The organism is Pedococcus sp. P2_E5 (assembly GCF_056403895.1).
In genome coordinates this window covers 1-16004 of record NZ_JBFUEP010000047.1, presented here as the reverse complement: position 1 = coordinate 16004, position 16004 = coordinate 1, and the positions used below count along the sequence as shown (strand labels likewise).

The following is a 16004-nucleotide window of genomic DNA, read 5'->3' as shown; positions in this document are numbered from 1 at the left end:
GCGCTCCGGCCAGGTGGCCAGTCAGCGTGCCTACGTGAGGGTGCGACGCCCCGGGTCCTTGCGTCGCGGGGTCGGGGCGAGGGTCACCTCGGCACCGAGCACGTCCACGCCCCCGACCTGCGCATTGACCGGGTTCAGGACGAGGCTGGTCACTTCGGGCAGGTTGTCGGCGAGCACCGACACCCGCGCGATGAGGTCGGCCAGGGCGGCACGGTGCACGGGGGCGGCACCGCGGTGGCCGTGCAGCATGGGCGAGGCCTTGACCGACGAGATCAGGTCGGACACGTCCACGTCCGTCAGCGGCGGGATGCGGTGACCGATGTCGCCGAGCAGCTCGGTAGGCGGACCCGCGATGCTGAACGAGACGACCGGGCCGAACAACGGGTCCTCGTCGGTCCGCACCACGCACGACACCCCCGGCGTGGCCATCCGCTGCACGACGAAGGAGTTGGCCGACATCGGCGCCAGCCGCTCGTTCAGCCCGTCGAAGGCCTCGCGCAGCTGCGCCTCGGTGCGCAGGTCGACCCGGATGCCACTCAGCCCCGGCGAGTGACGCATGAGCGGCGCGACCGACTTGATGACGACCGGATAGCCGATCACCCCGGCCGCGGCGACGGCATCGTCGACCGTGCGGGCAGGCACGCTGCCCCACACATCGATGCCGTAGGCGGCGAGGAGCTCGGTGACCTCCTGGAGGGTCAGCCGTCGTCCTTCGGGCGACTTCTCGAGGACGCGTTCGACGAGGAGCTCGGCCGCCTCACGGTCGATCCCGGCCGGAGCAACGGCGATGCCGCGGTCGCGGGCCCGCCACTCGGCATACCTCGTCGCGGCGGCGAGGGCGCGCACGGCGTCCTCGGGCATCGCGTAGGCGGGCACCACTGTGGGGCGTCCCTCAGCGGCGTCGCCGGACAGTCTTTCGACGACTCCACGCATGCCGAGGAACGTTGCCAGACAGGGCTTCTCGTTCCTCATGGAGGCATCGCGAACCGCCGTGGCGACGTCTTCGTCGGGGGTCACCAGTGGTGGGATGAAGCACGTGAGGACGCTGTCGACCTCGGGGTCGGCGAACGCGTCGGCGAGGGCCTCGGCGAAGTGCTCGCCCCGGGCGTCGCTCGGCAGCGACACCGGCCCGTGGGCGACCTCGAGCCCCCAGCTGATGCAGGCCTCGGCGGTGAGCGCTCCGAGGGCGTCGGAGTTGCCGACGATGGCCACCCGGTTGCCCCGGGGCAGCGGTTGGTGGGCGACGAGCTGGGCGACGTCGAACATCTGGTGGACGTTCTCGACCCGGATCACCCCGGCCTGGCGCAGCATCGCGTCGAAGGCCTCGGGGCGGACCCTCGTCGAGCCCGCCCGGTGCCCCGGCGGGACGCCGTACGACGAGACGCMGGACTTCACGACGATCACCGGCTTGGTCGACGCCAGCCGCCGCGCGATGCGGGAGAACTTGCGCGGGTTTCCCATCGACTCGAGGTAGAGGCCGACCACGTCGGTGCTCTGGTCGTCAATCCAGTACTGCATGAAGTCGTTGCCCGAGACGTCGACCCGGTTGCCCGCGGACGCGAACACCGAGATGCCGAGCCCACGGCGGGCGGCGGACGCCAGGACGGCGATCCCGAGGGCACCGCTCTGGGCGAACAGTCCCAACCGCCCGGTGGGCGGCAGCTCGGGTGCCAGCGAGGCATTGAGCCGGACCGCCGGGTCGTTGTTGATCACGCCGAACGAGTTGGGTCCCAGCACCCGCATGCCCGACTCCCGGGCCGCGGCCAGGAGCTGGGACTGCAGCTCCTCCCCCTGCGGGCCGGACTCGGCGAACCCGGCACTGACGACCAGCAGGGTCCTGACGCCTGCCTCAGCACAGTCGGCGACCACGTCGAGGACCTCCGCGGCAGGCACGGCGACGACCGCGAGGTCGACCTCGTCCGGGATGTCGGACACGCGGGCATGAGCTGGGAGCCCGAGGACCTCCATCGCCTCGCGGTTGACGGCGTGGACGGCACCGTTGAAGCCGGCCGCCATGATGTTGGCCAGGATGTGGTGCCCGATCGAGTCGGACCGGCGGCTGGCCCCCACCACCGCGATGGAGTCGGGGAAGAGCACCGAGTGCATGCTCACCGACTCGGCCCGGTGCTCGCGCGAGAGCCGGACGGCTTCGGAGCGCTCGGTGGRCTGGATCTGGAAGGTCAGGGAGACCACGCCATCCGCGAAATGGCGGCTCACCTCGTAGCCGGCGTCCGAGAACACCGAGATCATCTTGCGGTTCTGCGGCAGCACCTCGGCGGTGAACTCGTCGACCCCGGCCTCCCAGGCGATGACCGCAAGGTGCTCGAGCAGCACCGAGCCGATCCCCTTGCCCTGGTAGAGGTCGGAGATGTTGAAGGCCACCTCGGCGCTGGTCGGGGTGATCCGGTCATAGCGCCCGATGCCGATGATGTCGCCACGCACGGTGGCGACCAGGGCCACCCTGTCGTGGTAGTCGACGTTGGTGAACCGGGTGACGTCGCGGTCGCTGAGCTGGCGCAGGGGTGCGAAGAAGCGCATGTAGATCGACTCGTCGGACTGTCCGGCGTGGAACCGGTGGACCGCTTCGACGTCGCTGGGGGTGATCGGCCGCAGGTGGGCCACGGACCCGTCCCGCAGGACGACGTCGGCCTCCCACTCTGCCGGATAGCCGGCCGGAAGGGCCGAGGCCTCACTCATGGGCGAAAGCATGTCATGAGCAGGCCGGGTGGCTGTCGGCCGACTGCTGATTCGTCGTGGCTACCGGCGGAACTGGCGCTGCCCGAAGCTCGCCCCGGCGTCCGTGCTCACGTCGTAGAGGAGGCCCCCGCTGCCGAGCGCGTACACCGTCTGGCCGCCGGCGGCTCCGACCCAGGACCACGCGTCCGAGCCCTTGACCACCTCGGCGCCCGACCAGCTCGCCCCGGCGTCGCGGCTCGTCGCGAGGGTCGACGGCTCACCCGTGAGGGCGCCGCTCGTCGGGAGTCCCTGCCAGACGGCGACGAGGTGCAACAGGTCGACGGCGGTGAGCCAGACACCGGCGTAGGTTGGCTGCCCCAGGTTGGTGGCGGTGGCCGCAGCAGCCCATCGCTCACCCCGGTCGCTCGACGTGGCCACGGCATACTCGGCGGTCGGCGCCGTCGCGTCCCGACAGAGCGCGACCAGCCCCCCGCGCGTGTTGGCGGTCGCCCACACCCAGACGCCACCGGTCTTCGCGCACCCGGCCGGTCTGGCCAAGGTCTGGGGAGAGCCTGAGACGCGCCGGGGCATCGTCTGCACGGACGGGTCGAGGTAGGACACGCTGACATAGGCGTCGGCACCGTCCATGCTCAGCCACGCCGCCTCGGCGCGTGCGGGCAGGTCGAGCGCTTCGACCTTGGTCGCCCGCGTGGCGGACACCGGCGCCGACCAGATCTCCAGCCCCGTGCAGCCGCGGTCGGCCGCCGCCTCGCCACGCCGGCACTCGTCGGCGGTGACCATCCAGACCGTGCCGCCACCGATCTCGAGCGAGAGCACTCGACGACCGCCGACATCCATGGGTTCGAAACGGTCACCGCCGTTGGTCGTACGGAACACCTGGCTGCCGTAGGCGTAGCCGATGTCCGGTGTCGCGAACCGCAGGCCCACCAGCTGGTTGCTGCCGTCAGGAGTGTGCCGGGCCATCCCTTCAGCGGTGAACGTGGTGAAGGTGGCCCGGGAGGTCCACGTCCCGCCGTCGTCGTCGGAGCCCACCACGGAGACACACGAGGTCCGGCCGCAGGTTGCCGACCCCAACGCGCGCAGGGCGCCCTTGCCACCGTTGGACATCGACACCGGGACAAAGCTGGCGGGGACGGGCAGCGGGCCGGTCCGGACGGGCACGCTGGACGCACCGTCCGACGGGGTCGGCAGCACGACCGACGGCCGGACGGTCTCGGTGACCGTGACCGTCGACACCGCCGACGTGCTGCTCGCGGTGCCTACGACCTGGTCGGTGCCGGGTCCTCGTCCCGTGCCCCAGACGACTCCACCGATCAGGGCGACCGCCGCCGCACCCGCGAGGTAGGGCATCACGTGCCTGCGGCGAGGCCGCGAGGCCTCGAGGACGATCGACTCCCAGCGGTCGGTGCCGGCAGGCAGCTCCCGGATGTCGGCGCGCTCCCGGGCGAAGAAGTCCGCCACGGGATCGCGCTGCTCCCCCGCACCGGGCAGGTCGGACAGGTCGGGGGTCATCGAATCTCTCCCAGCATCGTCGCCATCCGCTGGCGCGCGTCGAACAGGTCCCGCTTGATCGTTCCCTCGGACTTGTCGAGCTGCCGGGCCACGGTGGCCACGGGCAGGTCGGCGAAGTAGTGCAGCATCACGGCCACCCGCAGCCGGTCCGGCAACGCCTCGACGGCATCCCGGACCGTGAGCGTGGTCGCGTGGTCGGCGTCGGCCGTGAAGTCGTCGCGACCCGCCTCGTGACGTTGGTAGGCGACGGCTTCCCGGCCCCGCTTGCGCCAGTGGTCGCGCACGAGGTTGGCGGTCACGGTGTAGAGCCACGGCCGCGGGTCGTCCACCCGGTTGAACTCGCGGAACAGCTTGAGAAAGGCCTCGGTGGCCAGGTCGTGGGCGAGGTCCGGGTCGCCGACCAGCTTGGCGGTCCACCCGGCGAGGCGGGCGTAGTGCACGTCGTAGATCTCACGAACGGACGCTTCCACGTCCACGCGGTCTCGCGCCGGCACTGCCACCCCTCCCGTGAATGCCACCGCGGCCAAGGTCGTCATGCCTCGTGGACGCCGCAGGAGGGCGCCAGGTTGGCCGTGGACGGCGGTGGGTCGCTCGTCAGTCTTGCAGGCGCGCTGCTCCCACCCGTCGCGGGCACGACAGGATGGGCGGATGGAGTTTCGTGAGGTGGTCCGCCGGCGTCGCATGGTGCGTCGTTTCGATCCGTTGCGCCCGGTCGCGGGCACGGCCCTCGCCGAGGTCCTGTATGCCGCGCAGCGGGCTCCCAGCGCCGGTTTCAGCCAGGGCTGGGACTTCGTCGTCCTCGCCGACAACCAGGATCGGCAACGGTTCTGGGATGCCAGCCGCGACCCGGAGCTGCCCCCCGATGCACCCCTCGACGGCTGGCTGTCGGGTGTGTCGTCGGCCCCGGTCCTGGTGCTGTGCCTCTCCGACCCCGACACCTACCTCGACCGCTACGCCGAGCCCGACAAGGGCTGGACCGACCGCGACCCCGCCAGGTGGCCGGTGCCCTACTGGGACGTCGACACCGGCATGGCGGCCATGCTGATGCTGCTCGCCGCAGTCGACCAGGGCCTCGGGGCACTGTTCTTCGGCATCCCCCCGGCGCGGCACGAGCAGGTCCGGCGGGCCCACGGCATACCCGGGAACAGGCGGCTGGTGGGGGTGGTGGCCCTGGGCCACGAGCTGCGCCGCACCGAGGGGTCCAGCCGGACCCGGCCACGCAGGGCGGCCACCGACGTCGTGCACTGGGGGCACTTCAGCGGCGGGGTAGCCGACCACGGGTTCAGCGGCGAGTCGGTGGCCGACCTCGTCTAGGGGTGGGACAAGATTGGGGGGGTTCCCCGCGCCGTGCGGGGACGACCGCAAGGAGATGCACACACGCATGGCCCGCAAGACCCCGCCCGTGCCCGCCGACGAGAGCTTCGTCGAGCGGATCGTCGACATCGACGTAGAGGATGAGATGCAGGGGGCGTTCCTCGAGTACGCCTACTCGGTCATCTACTCGCGCGCCCTGCCCGACGCACGGGACGGCCTCAAGCCGGTGCAGCGCCGCATCCTGTTCTCGATGTCCGAGATGGGGCTGCGTCCCGAACGCGGCCACGTGAAGTCCTCCCGCGTCGTCGGCGACGTCATGGGCAAGTACCACCCCCACGGCGACACGGCGATCTACGACGCCCTCGTCCGCATGGCCCAGCCGTTCACGATGCGCCTCCCGTTGGTCGACGGGCACGGCAACTTCGGCTCACTCGACGACGGCCCGGCGGCCTCGCGTTACACCGAGGCACGGCTCGCGCCGGCCGCGATGCTCATGGCCACCGGCCTCGACGAGGAGACCGTCGAGTTCATCCCCAACTACGACGACCAGCTGCTCCAGCCCGAGGTGCTGCCCGCCGCGTTCCCCAACCTGCTCGTCAACGGTGCCAGCGGAATCGCCGTGGGCATGGCGACCAACATGGCGCCGCACAACCTCGTCGAGGTCATCGGCGCGGCCCGGCACCTCATCGCCAACCCGACCTGCTCCCTCGACGACCTGATGCGGTTCGTCCCCGGTCCGGACCTGCCCCAGGGCGGCCGCATCATCGGGCTCGACGGGATCCGTGACGCCTACCTCGGCGGCCGCGGCAGCTTCCGCACCCGCGCGACGACCCGGGTCGAGAAGACCTCGCCGCGCCGGATGGGCATCGTCGTCACCGAGCTCCCCTACCTCGTCGGCCCCGAGAAGGTCATCGAGAAGATCAAGGACGCGGTCCAGTCCAAGAAGCTCCAGGGCATCTCCGACGTCAAGGACCTCACCGACCGCAAGCACGGCCTGCGGCTGGTCATCGAGGTCAAGAACGGCTTCAACCCCGACGCCGTCCTCGAGCAGCTCTACAAGCTCACCCCGATGGAGGACTCCTTCTCCATCAACAACGTCGCGCTGGTCGACGGGCAGCCAAAGACGTTGGGGCTCAAGGACCTGCTGCGGGTCTACGTCGACTTCCGCACCGACGTCGTGCGCCGCCGCACCGAGTACCGGCTGAACAAGTACAAGGACCGGCTGCACCTCGTCGAGGGCCTGCTCATCGCGATCCTCGACATCGACGAGGTCATCCAGGTCATCCGCACGTCGGACGACGCGGCCGCCGCGCGCGCCCGGCTCATGGACGTCTTCGACCTGTCGGAGGCCCAGGCCAACTACATCCTCGAGCTCCAGCTGCGCCGGCTCACCAAGTTCAGCCGCCTCGAGCTCGACAAGGAGAAGACCGAGCTCGAGCGGCTCATCGAGGAGCTCGAGCTGATCCTCGGCGACGAGAAGCTCCTGCTCAAGACGGTGTCGACCGAGCTCGCCGACGTCGCGAAGACCCACGGGACGCCGCGCCGCACCGTGCTGCTGGAGTCCGCCGGCGTGCCCGCCACCACCGCCACGCCCCTCGAGGTCGCCGACGACCCCTGTTGGGTGCTGCTGTCCTCCACGGGCCTGATGGCGCGCACCGGCTCCGCCGACCCCCTGCCCGTCGACGCCTCGCGCAGCAAGCACGACGCCCTGGTCGGCGCCGTCCGCACGACGGCCCGCGGCGAGGTCGGGCTGGTCACCTCGCGCGGTCGGCTGGTGCGGCTCTCGGCCCTGGAGCTGCCCACCCTGCCGCCGACCAACGGCTCCCCCAGCCTGTCCGGCGGGGCGCCGCTCGCGGCCTACGTCGACCTCCCGGCGGGCGAGGAGCCACTGGCCCTGGTCTCGGTGTCGCCCGACTCCGCCGGGATCGCCCTGGGCACGGCCCAGGGCGTCGTCAAGCGGGTGACGACCGACTACCCGGCGCGAGCTGACTTCGAGGTGATCTCGCTCAAGGACGGGGACGAGGTCGTCGGTGCCGTCGAACTGTCTTCTGGCACAGAGGATCTCGTGTTCATCACCTCGGACGCCCAGCTGTTGAGGTTCGGCGCCGCCGTGGTGCGACCCCAGGGCCGGCCGGCCGGGGGCATGGCGGGCATCAAGCTCGCCGCAGGTCAGCGCGTCACCTTCTTCGGCGCCGTGCCCGAGGGCGCAGACGCGATCGTGGTCACCTCGTCCGGCTCGTCGGGAGCGCTGCCCGGCACCGAACCCGGCTCCATCAAGGTGACCCCCTACACCGAGTACCCACCCAAGGGCCGCGCCACAGGTGGCGTGCGCTGCCACCGGTTCCTCAAGGGCGAGGACACGCTCGTCCTCGCCTGGGCGGGCGCCCTGCCCGCGCGGGCCGCGGCCGCCAACGGCGTGGCGCTGGACCTGCCCGACGCGACGGGCCGACGCGACGGCTCCGGTGTCCCTGCGACGACCGCCATCGCCCGCATCGCCGCGCCGCCGCTGTCGTGAACTCCAGCCACGCCACCCATGCCACTCCCGCGCCAGACGCCTGCTCGGTCGGCTTCGACCAGGCAGACGTCAGCGCCTACGGCACGGCGGCTCGGGCGACCTTCTTCGTGGCACTGGAGCAGCCCGGACCCTGGGGTCGCGACGCTGCGACTCAGTCGCATCTGTCTGCGGGAGTAGGCAGTTCGCTGTCGCAGGCCTGCGCCGACCGCGGTGGCCGACTGTCCCTCATCCGTCGACCCGGACGGCACGCCGACGACGCGCACGGCGGCGCGCACACGGCATACCTCGCGTGGGCGGGCACCGAGCCCTGGTTGCTGAGCCTGACGGTCACCGACCCCGCCGCGCTGCTGGAGCTGGACCTCGACGCCCTCGCCAGAGGTGACCGTGGCGCCGTCCTCGCCACAGTGCCCGGGGCCGCACCGGCCGAGCCGATCTTGCTGGTCTGCACCAACGGACGTCGTGACGTGTGCTGCGCCGTCCGAGGGCGCCCCGTCGCCCTGGACGCGGCGCAGGCCCACCCCGGGCGCGTGTGGGAGGCGTCGCACACCGGCGGCCACCGCTTCGCCCCCACCGGCGTCCTTCTCCCCCACGGAGCGACCCTGGCCCGACTCGACGCCGACCTGAGCGCCCAGCTGCTCGATCGGGCCGCCTCCGACCACCTGCCGGAGGGAGTTCTGGGGCCTCGTCACGACCGTGGTCGCAGCGCGCTGACTGCCCCCGAGCAGGCCGCCGAGTCCCACGTCCGGCACGAAGCCGGCATCACCGACCTCACCGCCCTGACGGTGTCCGAGATCGCCCAGCCAGACCTCGACGTGGCCGCCCGGCCCGCGAAAGCCGAGCCGGGCGTGGGCGCGTATGCCGTGCGGCACAGGGACGGTCGCAGCTGGCAGGTCGCCCTCGAACGCCGGGCCCACGACGAACTGCCCGAATCGTGCGGGAAGGTCCCTGTCCACGTCGTGGACTGGGTCGGCCGAGTACTGGTCTGAGGATCAGGACAATGCCGACGCGTCATGCGCCGGCCTCTTCCCAGTTACCCAATCGTTACCGAGACGCATCCATCTTCGGATTGCGGGGACGGAGCGTAAACGTTTACATGAGACCGGTTCACCTCAGCGCAGAGGCAGTCCGCCTCAGCGCTACGCGAGAAATATGGGAGGCGGGCGAATGGCCCTTCGAATGCACAAGCGGCGCACCCTCACGGTGATGGCCGGAGCTGTGGCCGTGGCGCTCGTCGCCTCGGCCTGCGGCGGCGACGACGGCGGCACCACTGGGGGTAGCTCCGCAGGCGCCACGGCGCGCGGTCCGATCACCTACGTCCAGGGCAAGGACAACAGCGGACTCTTGGCCCCGATGGCCGCGAAGTGGAACGCTGCCCACCCGAACGAGAAGGTGACGGTCAAGGAGCAGTCCGACCAGGCCGACCAGCAGCACGACGACCTCGTGCAGCACTTCCAGGCCAAGGACCCCAGCTACGACGTGGTGTCGGTCGACGTCGTCTGGGTTGCCGAGTTCGCCGCCAAGGGCTGGCTGACCCCGCTCAAGGACAGCTTCAAGCTCGACACCACCGGTTTCCTCGAGCCCCCAGTCAAGGCATCGACCTACAACAAGACGCTCTTCGCCGCCCCGACGTCCTCGGACGGCGCGATGCTCTACTACCGCAGCGACCTGGTGAAGACCCCGCCGAAGACCATCGACGAGATGTGGGGCATGTGCTCCATCGCCAAGAAGAACGGCATCGACTGCTTCGCCGGACAGTTCGCCAAGTACGAAGGTGGAACCTGTAACGCCACCGAGTGGATGAACGCCTACGGCGCCAAGGTCGTCGACGACGCGGGCAAGCCCACCGTCGACTCCCCCGAGGCAGCCAGGGGCCTGAAGGAGCTCGCCGACCACTACAAGAACGGCGACATCCCCAAGCAGGCGATCACCTACCAGGAGGAGGCGAGCCGTGCAGCCTTCCAGGCCGGCAAGCTGCTGTTCCTGCGCAACTGGCCCTACGTCTACAACCTGGCCAGCACCGACGCGTCGTCGAAGGTGAAGGGCAAGTTCGCGGTGGCGCCGCTCCCCGGTGTCAGCGGTCCGGGTACCTCGACGCTCGGTGGCCACCAGGCCGCCATCAGCACCTACTCGAAGTACAAGGCCACTGCGCTGGACTTCCTGAAGTTCCTCACCAGTCCTGAGGAGCAGAAGAACAACATGGAGAAGGGTTCGCTGGCCCCGGTCATCGAGTCCATCTACACCGACGAGGCCCTGGTCAAGAAGTACCCGTACCTCCCGGTGCTGAAGGAGTCCATCGCCAACGCGGTGTCCCGTCCGGTCACGCCGTTCTACCCCGCGGTGACGCAGGCGATCCAGGACAACTTCTTCGCCGCGATCCAGGGGCAGAAGACACCCGAGGCAGCGGTCAAGGACATGCAGGCAGCCATGCAGGCATCCGGCGGCTGACCTGTCCGACGCAACATCCCAAGGTGTGGGGGTGGCCCCACGGGGCCACCCCCACACCTGCAGGACCCCTGCCATTTCGCATCCTCGGTCGAAGCTCGACTCGACCCTCATCTCGACCCACCTTGAGACGCACCTCCCGGGCTAGGAGCAGGCATGAGCGCAGCCACATCAACCGCACCGCGATCGAGCGGTACGAAGCCGAAGAAGAGCAAGGGCCTGAACGCAGGACAGGGCCGTCAGGGCCTCCTGCTCGTGGCCCCCACGATCGCCTTCCTGACGCTGATCATCATCTACCCGCTGTTCAAGGCCATCCAGCTGTCCTTCGGGAAGGACCAAGGGCTCGACCCGGCGACCGGCTTGTTCGTCGAGGGCGGCAACGCGGGCCTGTCCAACTACACGCACTGGCTGCTCCAGAAGTGCGGTGACGTCGACTGCCCGCCGGGCACGCTCGGTGCGCAGTTCTACGACGCCCTCTGGGTGACGCTGTTCTTCACCGTCGTCAGCGTCGTCCTCGAGGTGCTGCTCGGCATGTGGTTCGCGATGATCATGAACCGCGACTTCAAGGGCCGCGCCCTCGTGCGCGCCGCCATCCTCATCCCCTGGGCGATTCCGACCGCGGTGACCGCCAAGCTCTTCTACTTCATCTTCGCCTTCGACGGAATCGCCAACGTCCTGCTGGGTTCTGTCGGGATCTCACCCCAGCTGTGGACCAGCGACCCCATGGCGGCCAAGTTCGCCATCATCATCGCGGACGTCTGGAAGACGACGCCGTTCATGGCCCTGCTGATCCTGGCCGGCCTGCAGCTGATCCCTTCGGACGTCTACGAGGCGGCCGAGATCGACGGCGCCAGCAAGTTCCAGACGTTCGTGAGGATCACGCTGCCCCTGGTCAAGACCCCCCTGATGGTCGCAGTGCTCTTCCGCACGCTCGACGTCCTGCGCATCTACGACCTCCCAGCGATCCTGACCCAAGGCGCAGGAGGCACCACGTCGTTGTCGATGCTGGTCATCAGGCAGATCCGCAGCGGCTTCCACAGTGCGTCCGCGCTGTCGACGATCGTGTTCCTGCTGATCGCGCTGACCGCCTTCCTGTTCATCAAGTTCGGTGGCGCCGACGTGATCCAGAAGCCCCCGTCGAAGGCGAAGCCGAAGGACCCGAAATCCGAGGTCGGTAACCCGGTCGCCGCCAACGCCACTTCGACAGGAGCCTGAGATGAGCACCACGACCACCACGGCCGCTCCCCCGGCTTCGGGCCGCACCGAGGCCCAGGAGATCCACTTCAAGAGCAACCGCAACGCCAAGATCCGGATGTACTTCGGTCTCGCGGCGATCGTCATCTGGGGCCTGTCCCCGTTCTACTGGATGATCGTCACCGCGTTCCGTGACGTCGGCTACACGTTCGACAGCAGCCCGTGGCCGACCCACGTCACGCTCGACAACTTCCGGACCGCCTTCTCCACCGAGCGTGGCAACCACTTCGGTGCGGCGCTGTGGCACTCGGTCATCATCGGCATCGTGACGACCATCGTCGCCATGGTCGTCGGGGTCTTCGCGTCCTACGCGCTGGCCCGGCTCCAGTTCCCCGGCAAGTACATCGTCCTGGGCATCATCCTCGGGTCCTCGATGTTCCCGGGCGTCGCCCTGGTCTCGCCGCTGTTCCAGATGTTCTCCGACTGGGGCTGGCTGACCGGCGCGAACTACCAGGCGCTGATCATCCCGAACATCTCGTTCGCGCTACCACTCACGATCTATACCCTCACGGCCTTCTTGGCCGAGATGCCGTGGGAGCTCGAGGAGTCCGCGCGGATCGACGGCTGCACGCCCGGTCAGGCGTTCCGCAAGATCATGATCCCCCTGGCCGCCCCCGGCCTGTTCACCACGGCGATCCTGGCCTTCATCGCGAGCTGGAACGAGTTCCTGCTGGCGGCGCAGTTCTCGACGCCGGCGACCCAGACGGTCACGGTGGCCATCGCGCAGTTCACCGGTGCCCAACCTCGACAAGAGCCGTACACGGCGGTCATGGCAGCCGGCACCATCGTCACCGTGCCGCTCATCATCATGGTGCTGATCTTCCAGCGGAAGATCGTGTCCGGACTCACTGCCGGAGGTGTGAAGGGCTAGGCGTCAGCCGACACCCCTCGATCATGGGCATCTTCAACCCCGGGGGTGGCACGGGCGGTCAGCGGGCGCGAGCCCAACGGCTGGACATGCTGCTCGGGATCCTCGGGTTCTTCGCGTTCATGGCCGTCGTGCAGACGGTCCTGCTGGAGGTCCGCGGGGAGCCAGCGGTGGCGTCCGCCCTGCTCCTCGCGGTCCTTCTGGCGGCCCTCTGGTTCGTCTGGCGGCTGCGGCGCAACAACGGCGTCTAGACCTCGACTGGAGGTGCGAGATGACCACCATCGGCGATGTGGCCAAAGCCGCGGGGGTGTCCGTGGCCACCGTGTCGCGCGCGTTGCGCGGGGTGGACAGGGTGAGCCCCCGCACCCGCGACCGGGTCCTGGCCGCCGCCACCGAGCTGCACTACGTCGCCTCCCCCGCCGCGACCAGCCTGGTCTCCGGTCGCACGCGCGGCGTCGGCGTGATCACGCCGTACTTCAACCGGTGGTTCTTCGCGACCGTCGTCAGCGGCATCGAGAAGGCGCTGCGCGAGGAGGGCTTCCACGTCCTGCTCTGCGATCTCGAGGGGCACACCTTCGACACACGGCTGCCCATCACCCAGAACATGCTCTGGAAACGCGCGGACGGTGCCATCATCCTCAACGTCCCGCCCAGGCCGGCTGAACGATCCCTGCTGGACCGCCTCGGTATGCCGGTGGTGACAGTGGGCAACCGGCAGCCGGGATGGCCTTCGGTGCGGATCGACGACCGTGCCGCGATGGCGCTGGCGACGCGCTACGCGATCGAGCTCGGACACCGCGACATCGGCTACGCGGGGACCGTGCCCTCCTCGATCACCCACCTGCAGACACCCTTCGACCGGCGGGACGCCTTCGCCAAGGTGATGTCCGACCACGGCCTCGTGTGTCCGCCCGAGTGGACCCTGGAGTGCGACTGGACCGCCGCCGGTGCCGCAGAGCACGCCGACCGCATGTTCTCGCTCCCCCACCTGCCCACCTGCGTGATCGCCGCCTCCGACGAGATGGCCTTCGGGGTCCTGAGCTCTGCCCGACGGCACGGCCTGGACGTGCCGCGCGACGTGTCGGTCATCGGCATCGACGATCACATCCACGCCGAGATCTTCGACCTCACCACCGTCCGCCAGGACGTCGAGTCCCAGGGGCGGCGAGCCGGGCTCCTCATGCTGGACGCCCTGCACGGCCGCGCGTCCGACACGATCATCGACGACGTGCTCGACGTCGAGCTCGTCGTCCGTGGCTCGACCGCGGCTCCGTCACGCCAGCCGTCACACCAGCCGTCGCACGAGGCGTCACACCAGGTAGCCGCGCTCCCCCAGTCGGGCTGACGCCGGCCGTGGCCTGACCTCGCGGCGACCAACGCCCATGGAGTCGCCCGGCTCGGCTCAGGCGTCGATCCGCTCCCGGTCCAACCCCGCGGCGGAGTCGACGATGAAGTCCTTGCGCGGCGCCACGTCGTTGCCCATGAGCAGCTCGAAGACCCGCTCGGCCGCCTCGGCGTCGCGCAGGGTCACCTTGCGCAGGGTGCGGTGGCGCGGGTCCATCGTGGTCTCAGCGAGCTGGTCGGCATCCATCTCCCCGAGTCCCTTGTAGCGCTGCAGGGGCTGCTTGATGTTCTTGCCCCGCTTGCCGAGCGACGCCACCGTCGTGCGCATCTCCTTCTCGGAGTAGGTGTAGATCAGCTCGTTCTTCTTGGACCCCATGTTCACGACCTCGATGCGGTGCAACGGGGGCACGGCGGCATACACCCTCCCCGCCTCGACGAGGGGACGCATGTAGCGGAAGAACAGGGTGAGCAGCAGCGTGCGGATGTGGGCGCCGTCGACGTCGGCGTCGGTCATGATGATGACCTTGCCGTAGCGGGCCACGTCGAGGTCGAACGACCGGCCGGAACCCGCACCGATCACCTGGATGATGGCGGCGCACTCGGCGTTCTTGAGCATGTCCGAGACCGAGGCCTTCTGGACGTTGAGGATCTTGCCGCGGATCGGCAGCAGGGCCTGGTAGTCGCTCGAGCGGGCGAGCTTGGCGGTGCCCAGGGCGCTGTCTCCCTCGACGATGAACAGCTCGGACCTCTCGACGTCGGTGGAGCGACAGTCGGCGAGCTTGGCGGGCAGGCTGCTGGTCTCCAGGGCGTTCTTGCGACGTTGGGTCTCCTTGTGCAGCCGCGCGCTGATCCGCGACTTCATCTCCGAGACGACCTTCTCGAGCAGCAGCGCCGCCTGGGCCTTCTCGCCCCGCTTGGTCGAGGTGATCCGGGCGGTCAGCTCCTGCTCGACGACCTTGGCGACGATGGCGCGCACGGCGTTGGTGCCGAGCACCTCCTTGGTCTGGCCCTCGAACTGCGGCTCGGCGAGACGCACCGTCACGACCGCCGTGAGGCCGGCCAGCACGTCGTCCTTCTCCGGCTTGTCGCTGCCGACCTTGAGTCGGCGGCTGTTGACCTCGAGCTGTTTGCGGAAGACCTTGAGCAGGGACTGCTCGAAGCCGGTCATGTGGGTGCCGCCCTTGGGCGTGGAGATGATGTTGACGAAGGAGCTGACCCGGGCGTCGTAGCCGGTGCCCCAACGGACGGCGATGTCGACGCCGCACTCGCGCTCGACCTCCGTGGGTGACATGTGGCCCTTGGCGTCGAGGACCGGCACCGTCTCGGTGAAGGTGCCGGTGCCCTGCAGCCGCCACACCTCGGTCACAGCCGCGTCCGGAGCCAGGAACTCCACGAACTCGGAGATGCCGCCGTCGTGCACCAAGGTCTCGACGTGGGTCGCCGTCTCCCCCGCGGTGCCGGGTCGACGGCGCTCGTCGCGGATGACCAGGGTCAGTCCGGGGATGAGGAAGGAGGTCTGGCGCGCCCGCGCGATCAGCCCGTCGTAGTCGAACTCGGCGTCCTTGAGGAAGATCTGCTCGTCGGCCCAGTAACGGATCCGGCTACCGGTCACCCCACGCTTGGTCCTGCCGACGACAGCCAGCTCGCTGGTCCGCTCGTAGGGGGTGAACTCGTGGTCAGGGGCCTTGTCGTCGGTGGCGACGTCCGGGAAGTAGCCGGGCTCACCGCGTCGGAAGCTCATGGCGTAGGTGTTGCCGCCGCGGTCGACCTCGACGTCGAGCCGGGCCGAGACCGCGTTGACCACCGACGCGCCGACGCCGTGCAGGCCACCGGAGGCGGTGTAGGAGCCGCCGCCGAACTTCCCGCCGGCGTGCAGCTTGGTGAAGACCACCTCCACACCGGTGAGCCCGGTCCGAGGCTCGATGTCGACGGGAATGCCGCGTCCGTTGTCGCGCACCTCCACCGAGCCGTCGCGGTAGAGGATGACCTCGATCCGGTCACACACGCCGGCCAGCGCCTCGTCCACCGCGTTGTCGATGATCTCCCACAGGCAGTGCA

General features: G+C 69.6%; 12 protein-coding genes. 8 read left to right on the top strand and 4 right to left on the bottom strand.

Annotated elements, in window-relative coordinates; all coding sequences use genetic code 11:
- Positions 1–30: 30 nt before the first annotated feature.
- The 3 genes from AC1DVZ_RS15605 to AC1DVZ_RS15595 are packed head-to-tail and all read right to left on the bottom strand — an operon-like array spanning position 31 to position 4727.
- A complete protein-coding gene (locus AC1DVZ_RS15605; RefSeq protein ID WP_477619122.1) occupies positions 31–2697 on the bottom strand; it encodes a bifunctional acetate--CoA ligase family protein/GNAT family N-acetyltransferase in 2667 nt (888 codons plus the stop codon).
- Between the two features lie 60 nt (positions 2698–2757).
- The gene (locus tag AC1DVZ_RS15600; protein ID WP_477619121.1) at positions 2758–4209 is read right to left on the bottom strand and encodes a beta propeller repeat protein; all 1452 of its coding nucleotides are present in this window, start codon (positions 4207–4209) and stop codon (positions 2758–2760) included.
- Positions 4206–4727, bottom strand: coding sequence for an RNA polymerase sigma factor (locus AC1DVZ_RS15595; RefSeq protein ID WP_477619120.1), 522 nt, complete (start codon positions 4725–4727; stop codon positions 4206–4208). The genes AC1DVZ_RS15600 and AC1DVZ_RS15595 overlap by 4 nt, the downstream gene beginning before the upstream one ends.
- 130 nt (positions 4728–4857) lie before the next feature.
- Between AC1DVZ_RS15595 and AC1DVZ_RS15590 the strand changes: the two genes are divergently transcribed.
- From AC1DVZ_RS15590 to AC1DVZ_RS15555, 8 genes are all read left to right on the top strand, one after another.
- Entirely contained in the window at positions 4858–5523 is a 666-nt protein-coding gene (locus AC1DVZ_RS15590; RefSeq protein WP_477619119.1) for a nitroreductase family protein, read from the top strand.
- 67 nt (positions 5524–5590) lie between these two features.
- Entirely contained in the window at positions 5591–8038 is a 2448-nt protein-coding gene (locus AC1DVZ_RS15585; RefSeq protein WP_477619118.1) for a DNA gyrase/topoisomerase IV subunit A, read from the top strand.
- Positions 8035–9024, top strand: coding sequence for a sucrase ferredoxin (locus AC1DVZ_RS15580; protein ID WP_477619117.1), 990 nt, complete (start codon positions 8035–8037; stop codon positions 9022–9024). The genes AC1DVZ_RS15585 and AC1DVZ_RS15580 overlap by 4 nt, the downstream gene beginning before the upstream one ends.
- A gap of 190 nt (positions 9025–9214) precedes the next feature.
- Positions 9215–10483, top strand: coding sequence for an ABC transporter substrate-binding protein (locus AC1DVZ_RS15575; RefSeq protein WP_477619142.1), 1269 nt, complete (start codon positions 9215–9217; stop codon positions 10481–10483).
- A 153-nt stretch (positions 10484–10636) separates the two neighbouring features.
- Positions 10637–11695, top strand: a complete 1059-nt coding sequence (locus tag AC1DVZ_RS15570) for a carbohydrate ABC transporter permease (RefSeq protein WP_477619116.1) — start codon at positions 10637–10639, stop codon at positions 11693–11695.
- A 1-nt stretch (position 11696) separates the two neighbouring features.
- The gene (locus tag AC1DVZ_RS15565) at positions 11697–12605 is read left to right on the top strand and encodes a carbohydrate ABC transporter permease (RefSeq protein WP_477619115.1); all 909 of its coding nucleotides are present in this window, start codon (positions 11697–11699) and stop codon (positions 12603–12605) included.
- 23 nt (positions 12606–12628) lie between these two features.
- Entirely contained in the window at positions 12629–12853 is a 225-nt protein-coding gene (locus AC1DVZ_RS15560; protein WP_477619114.1) for a hypothetical protein, read from the top strand.
- 20 nt (positions 12854–12873) lie between these two features.
- Positions 12874–13947: a LacI family DNA-binding transcriptional regulator gene (locus AC1DVZ_RS15555; protein WP_477619113.1), complete on the top strand. Its 1074-nt coding sequence runs from the start codon at positions 12874–12876 to the stop codon at positions 13945–13947.
- A gap of 57 nt (positions 13948–14004) precedes the next feature.
- On the opposite strand, the gene AC1DVZ_RS15550 is transcribed toward AC1DVZ_RS15555, so the two are convergent.
- Positions 14005–16004: DNA gyrase/topoisomerase IV subunit B (locus AC1DVZ_RS15550; protein ID WP_477619112.1), on the bottom strand; the 2000-nt coding region annotated here is incomplete at its 5' end.

What these genes read in the sequence shown, in the direction of transcription:
- AC1DVZ_RS15600 (WP_477619121.1), bottom strand. Translation starts at nt 4,209, where the DNA reads ATGACCCCCGACCTGTCCGACCTGCCCGGTGCGGGGGAGCAGCGCGAT.
- AC1DVZ_RS15590 (WP_477619119.1), top strand. Translation starts at nt 4,858, where the DNA reads ATGGAGTTTCGTGAGGTGGTCCGCCGGCGTCGCATGGTGCGTCGTTTC.
- AC1DVZ_RS15585 (WP_477619118.1), top strand. Translation starts at nt 5,591, where the DNA reads ATGGCCCGCAAGACCCCGCCCGTGCCCGCCGACGAGAGCTTCGTCGAG.
- AC1DVZ_RS15575 (WP_477619142.1), top strand. Translation starts at nt 9,215, where the DNA reads ATGCACAAGCGGCGCACCCTCACGGTGATGGCCGGAGCTGTGGCCGTG.
- AC1DVZ_RS15570 (WP_477619116.1), top strand. Translation starts at nt 10,637, where the DNA reads ATGAGCGCAGCCACATCAACCGCACCGCGATCGAGCGGTACGAAGCCG.
- AC1DVZ_RS15565 (WP_477619115.1), top strand. Translation starts at nt 11,697, where the DNA reads ATGAGCACCACGACCACCACGGCCGCTCCCCCGGCTTCGGGCCGCACC.
- AC1DVZ_RS15560 (WP_477619114.1), top strand. Translation starts at nt 12,629, where the DNA reads ATGGGCATCTTCAACCCCGGGGGTGGCACGGGCGGTCAGCGGGCGCGA.
- AC1DVZ_RS15555 (WP_477619113.1), top strand. Translation starts at nt 12,874, where the DNA reads ATGACCACCATCGGCGATGTGGCCAAAGCCGCGGGGGTGTCCGTGGCC.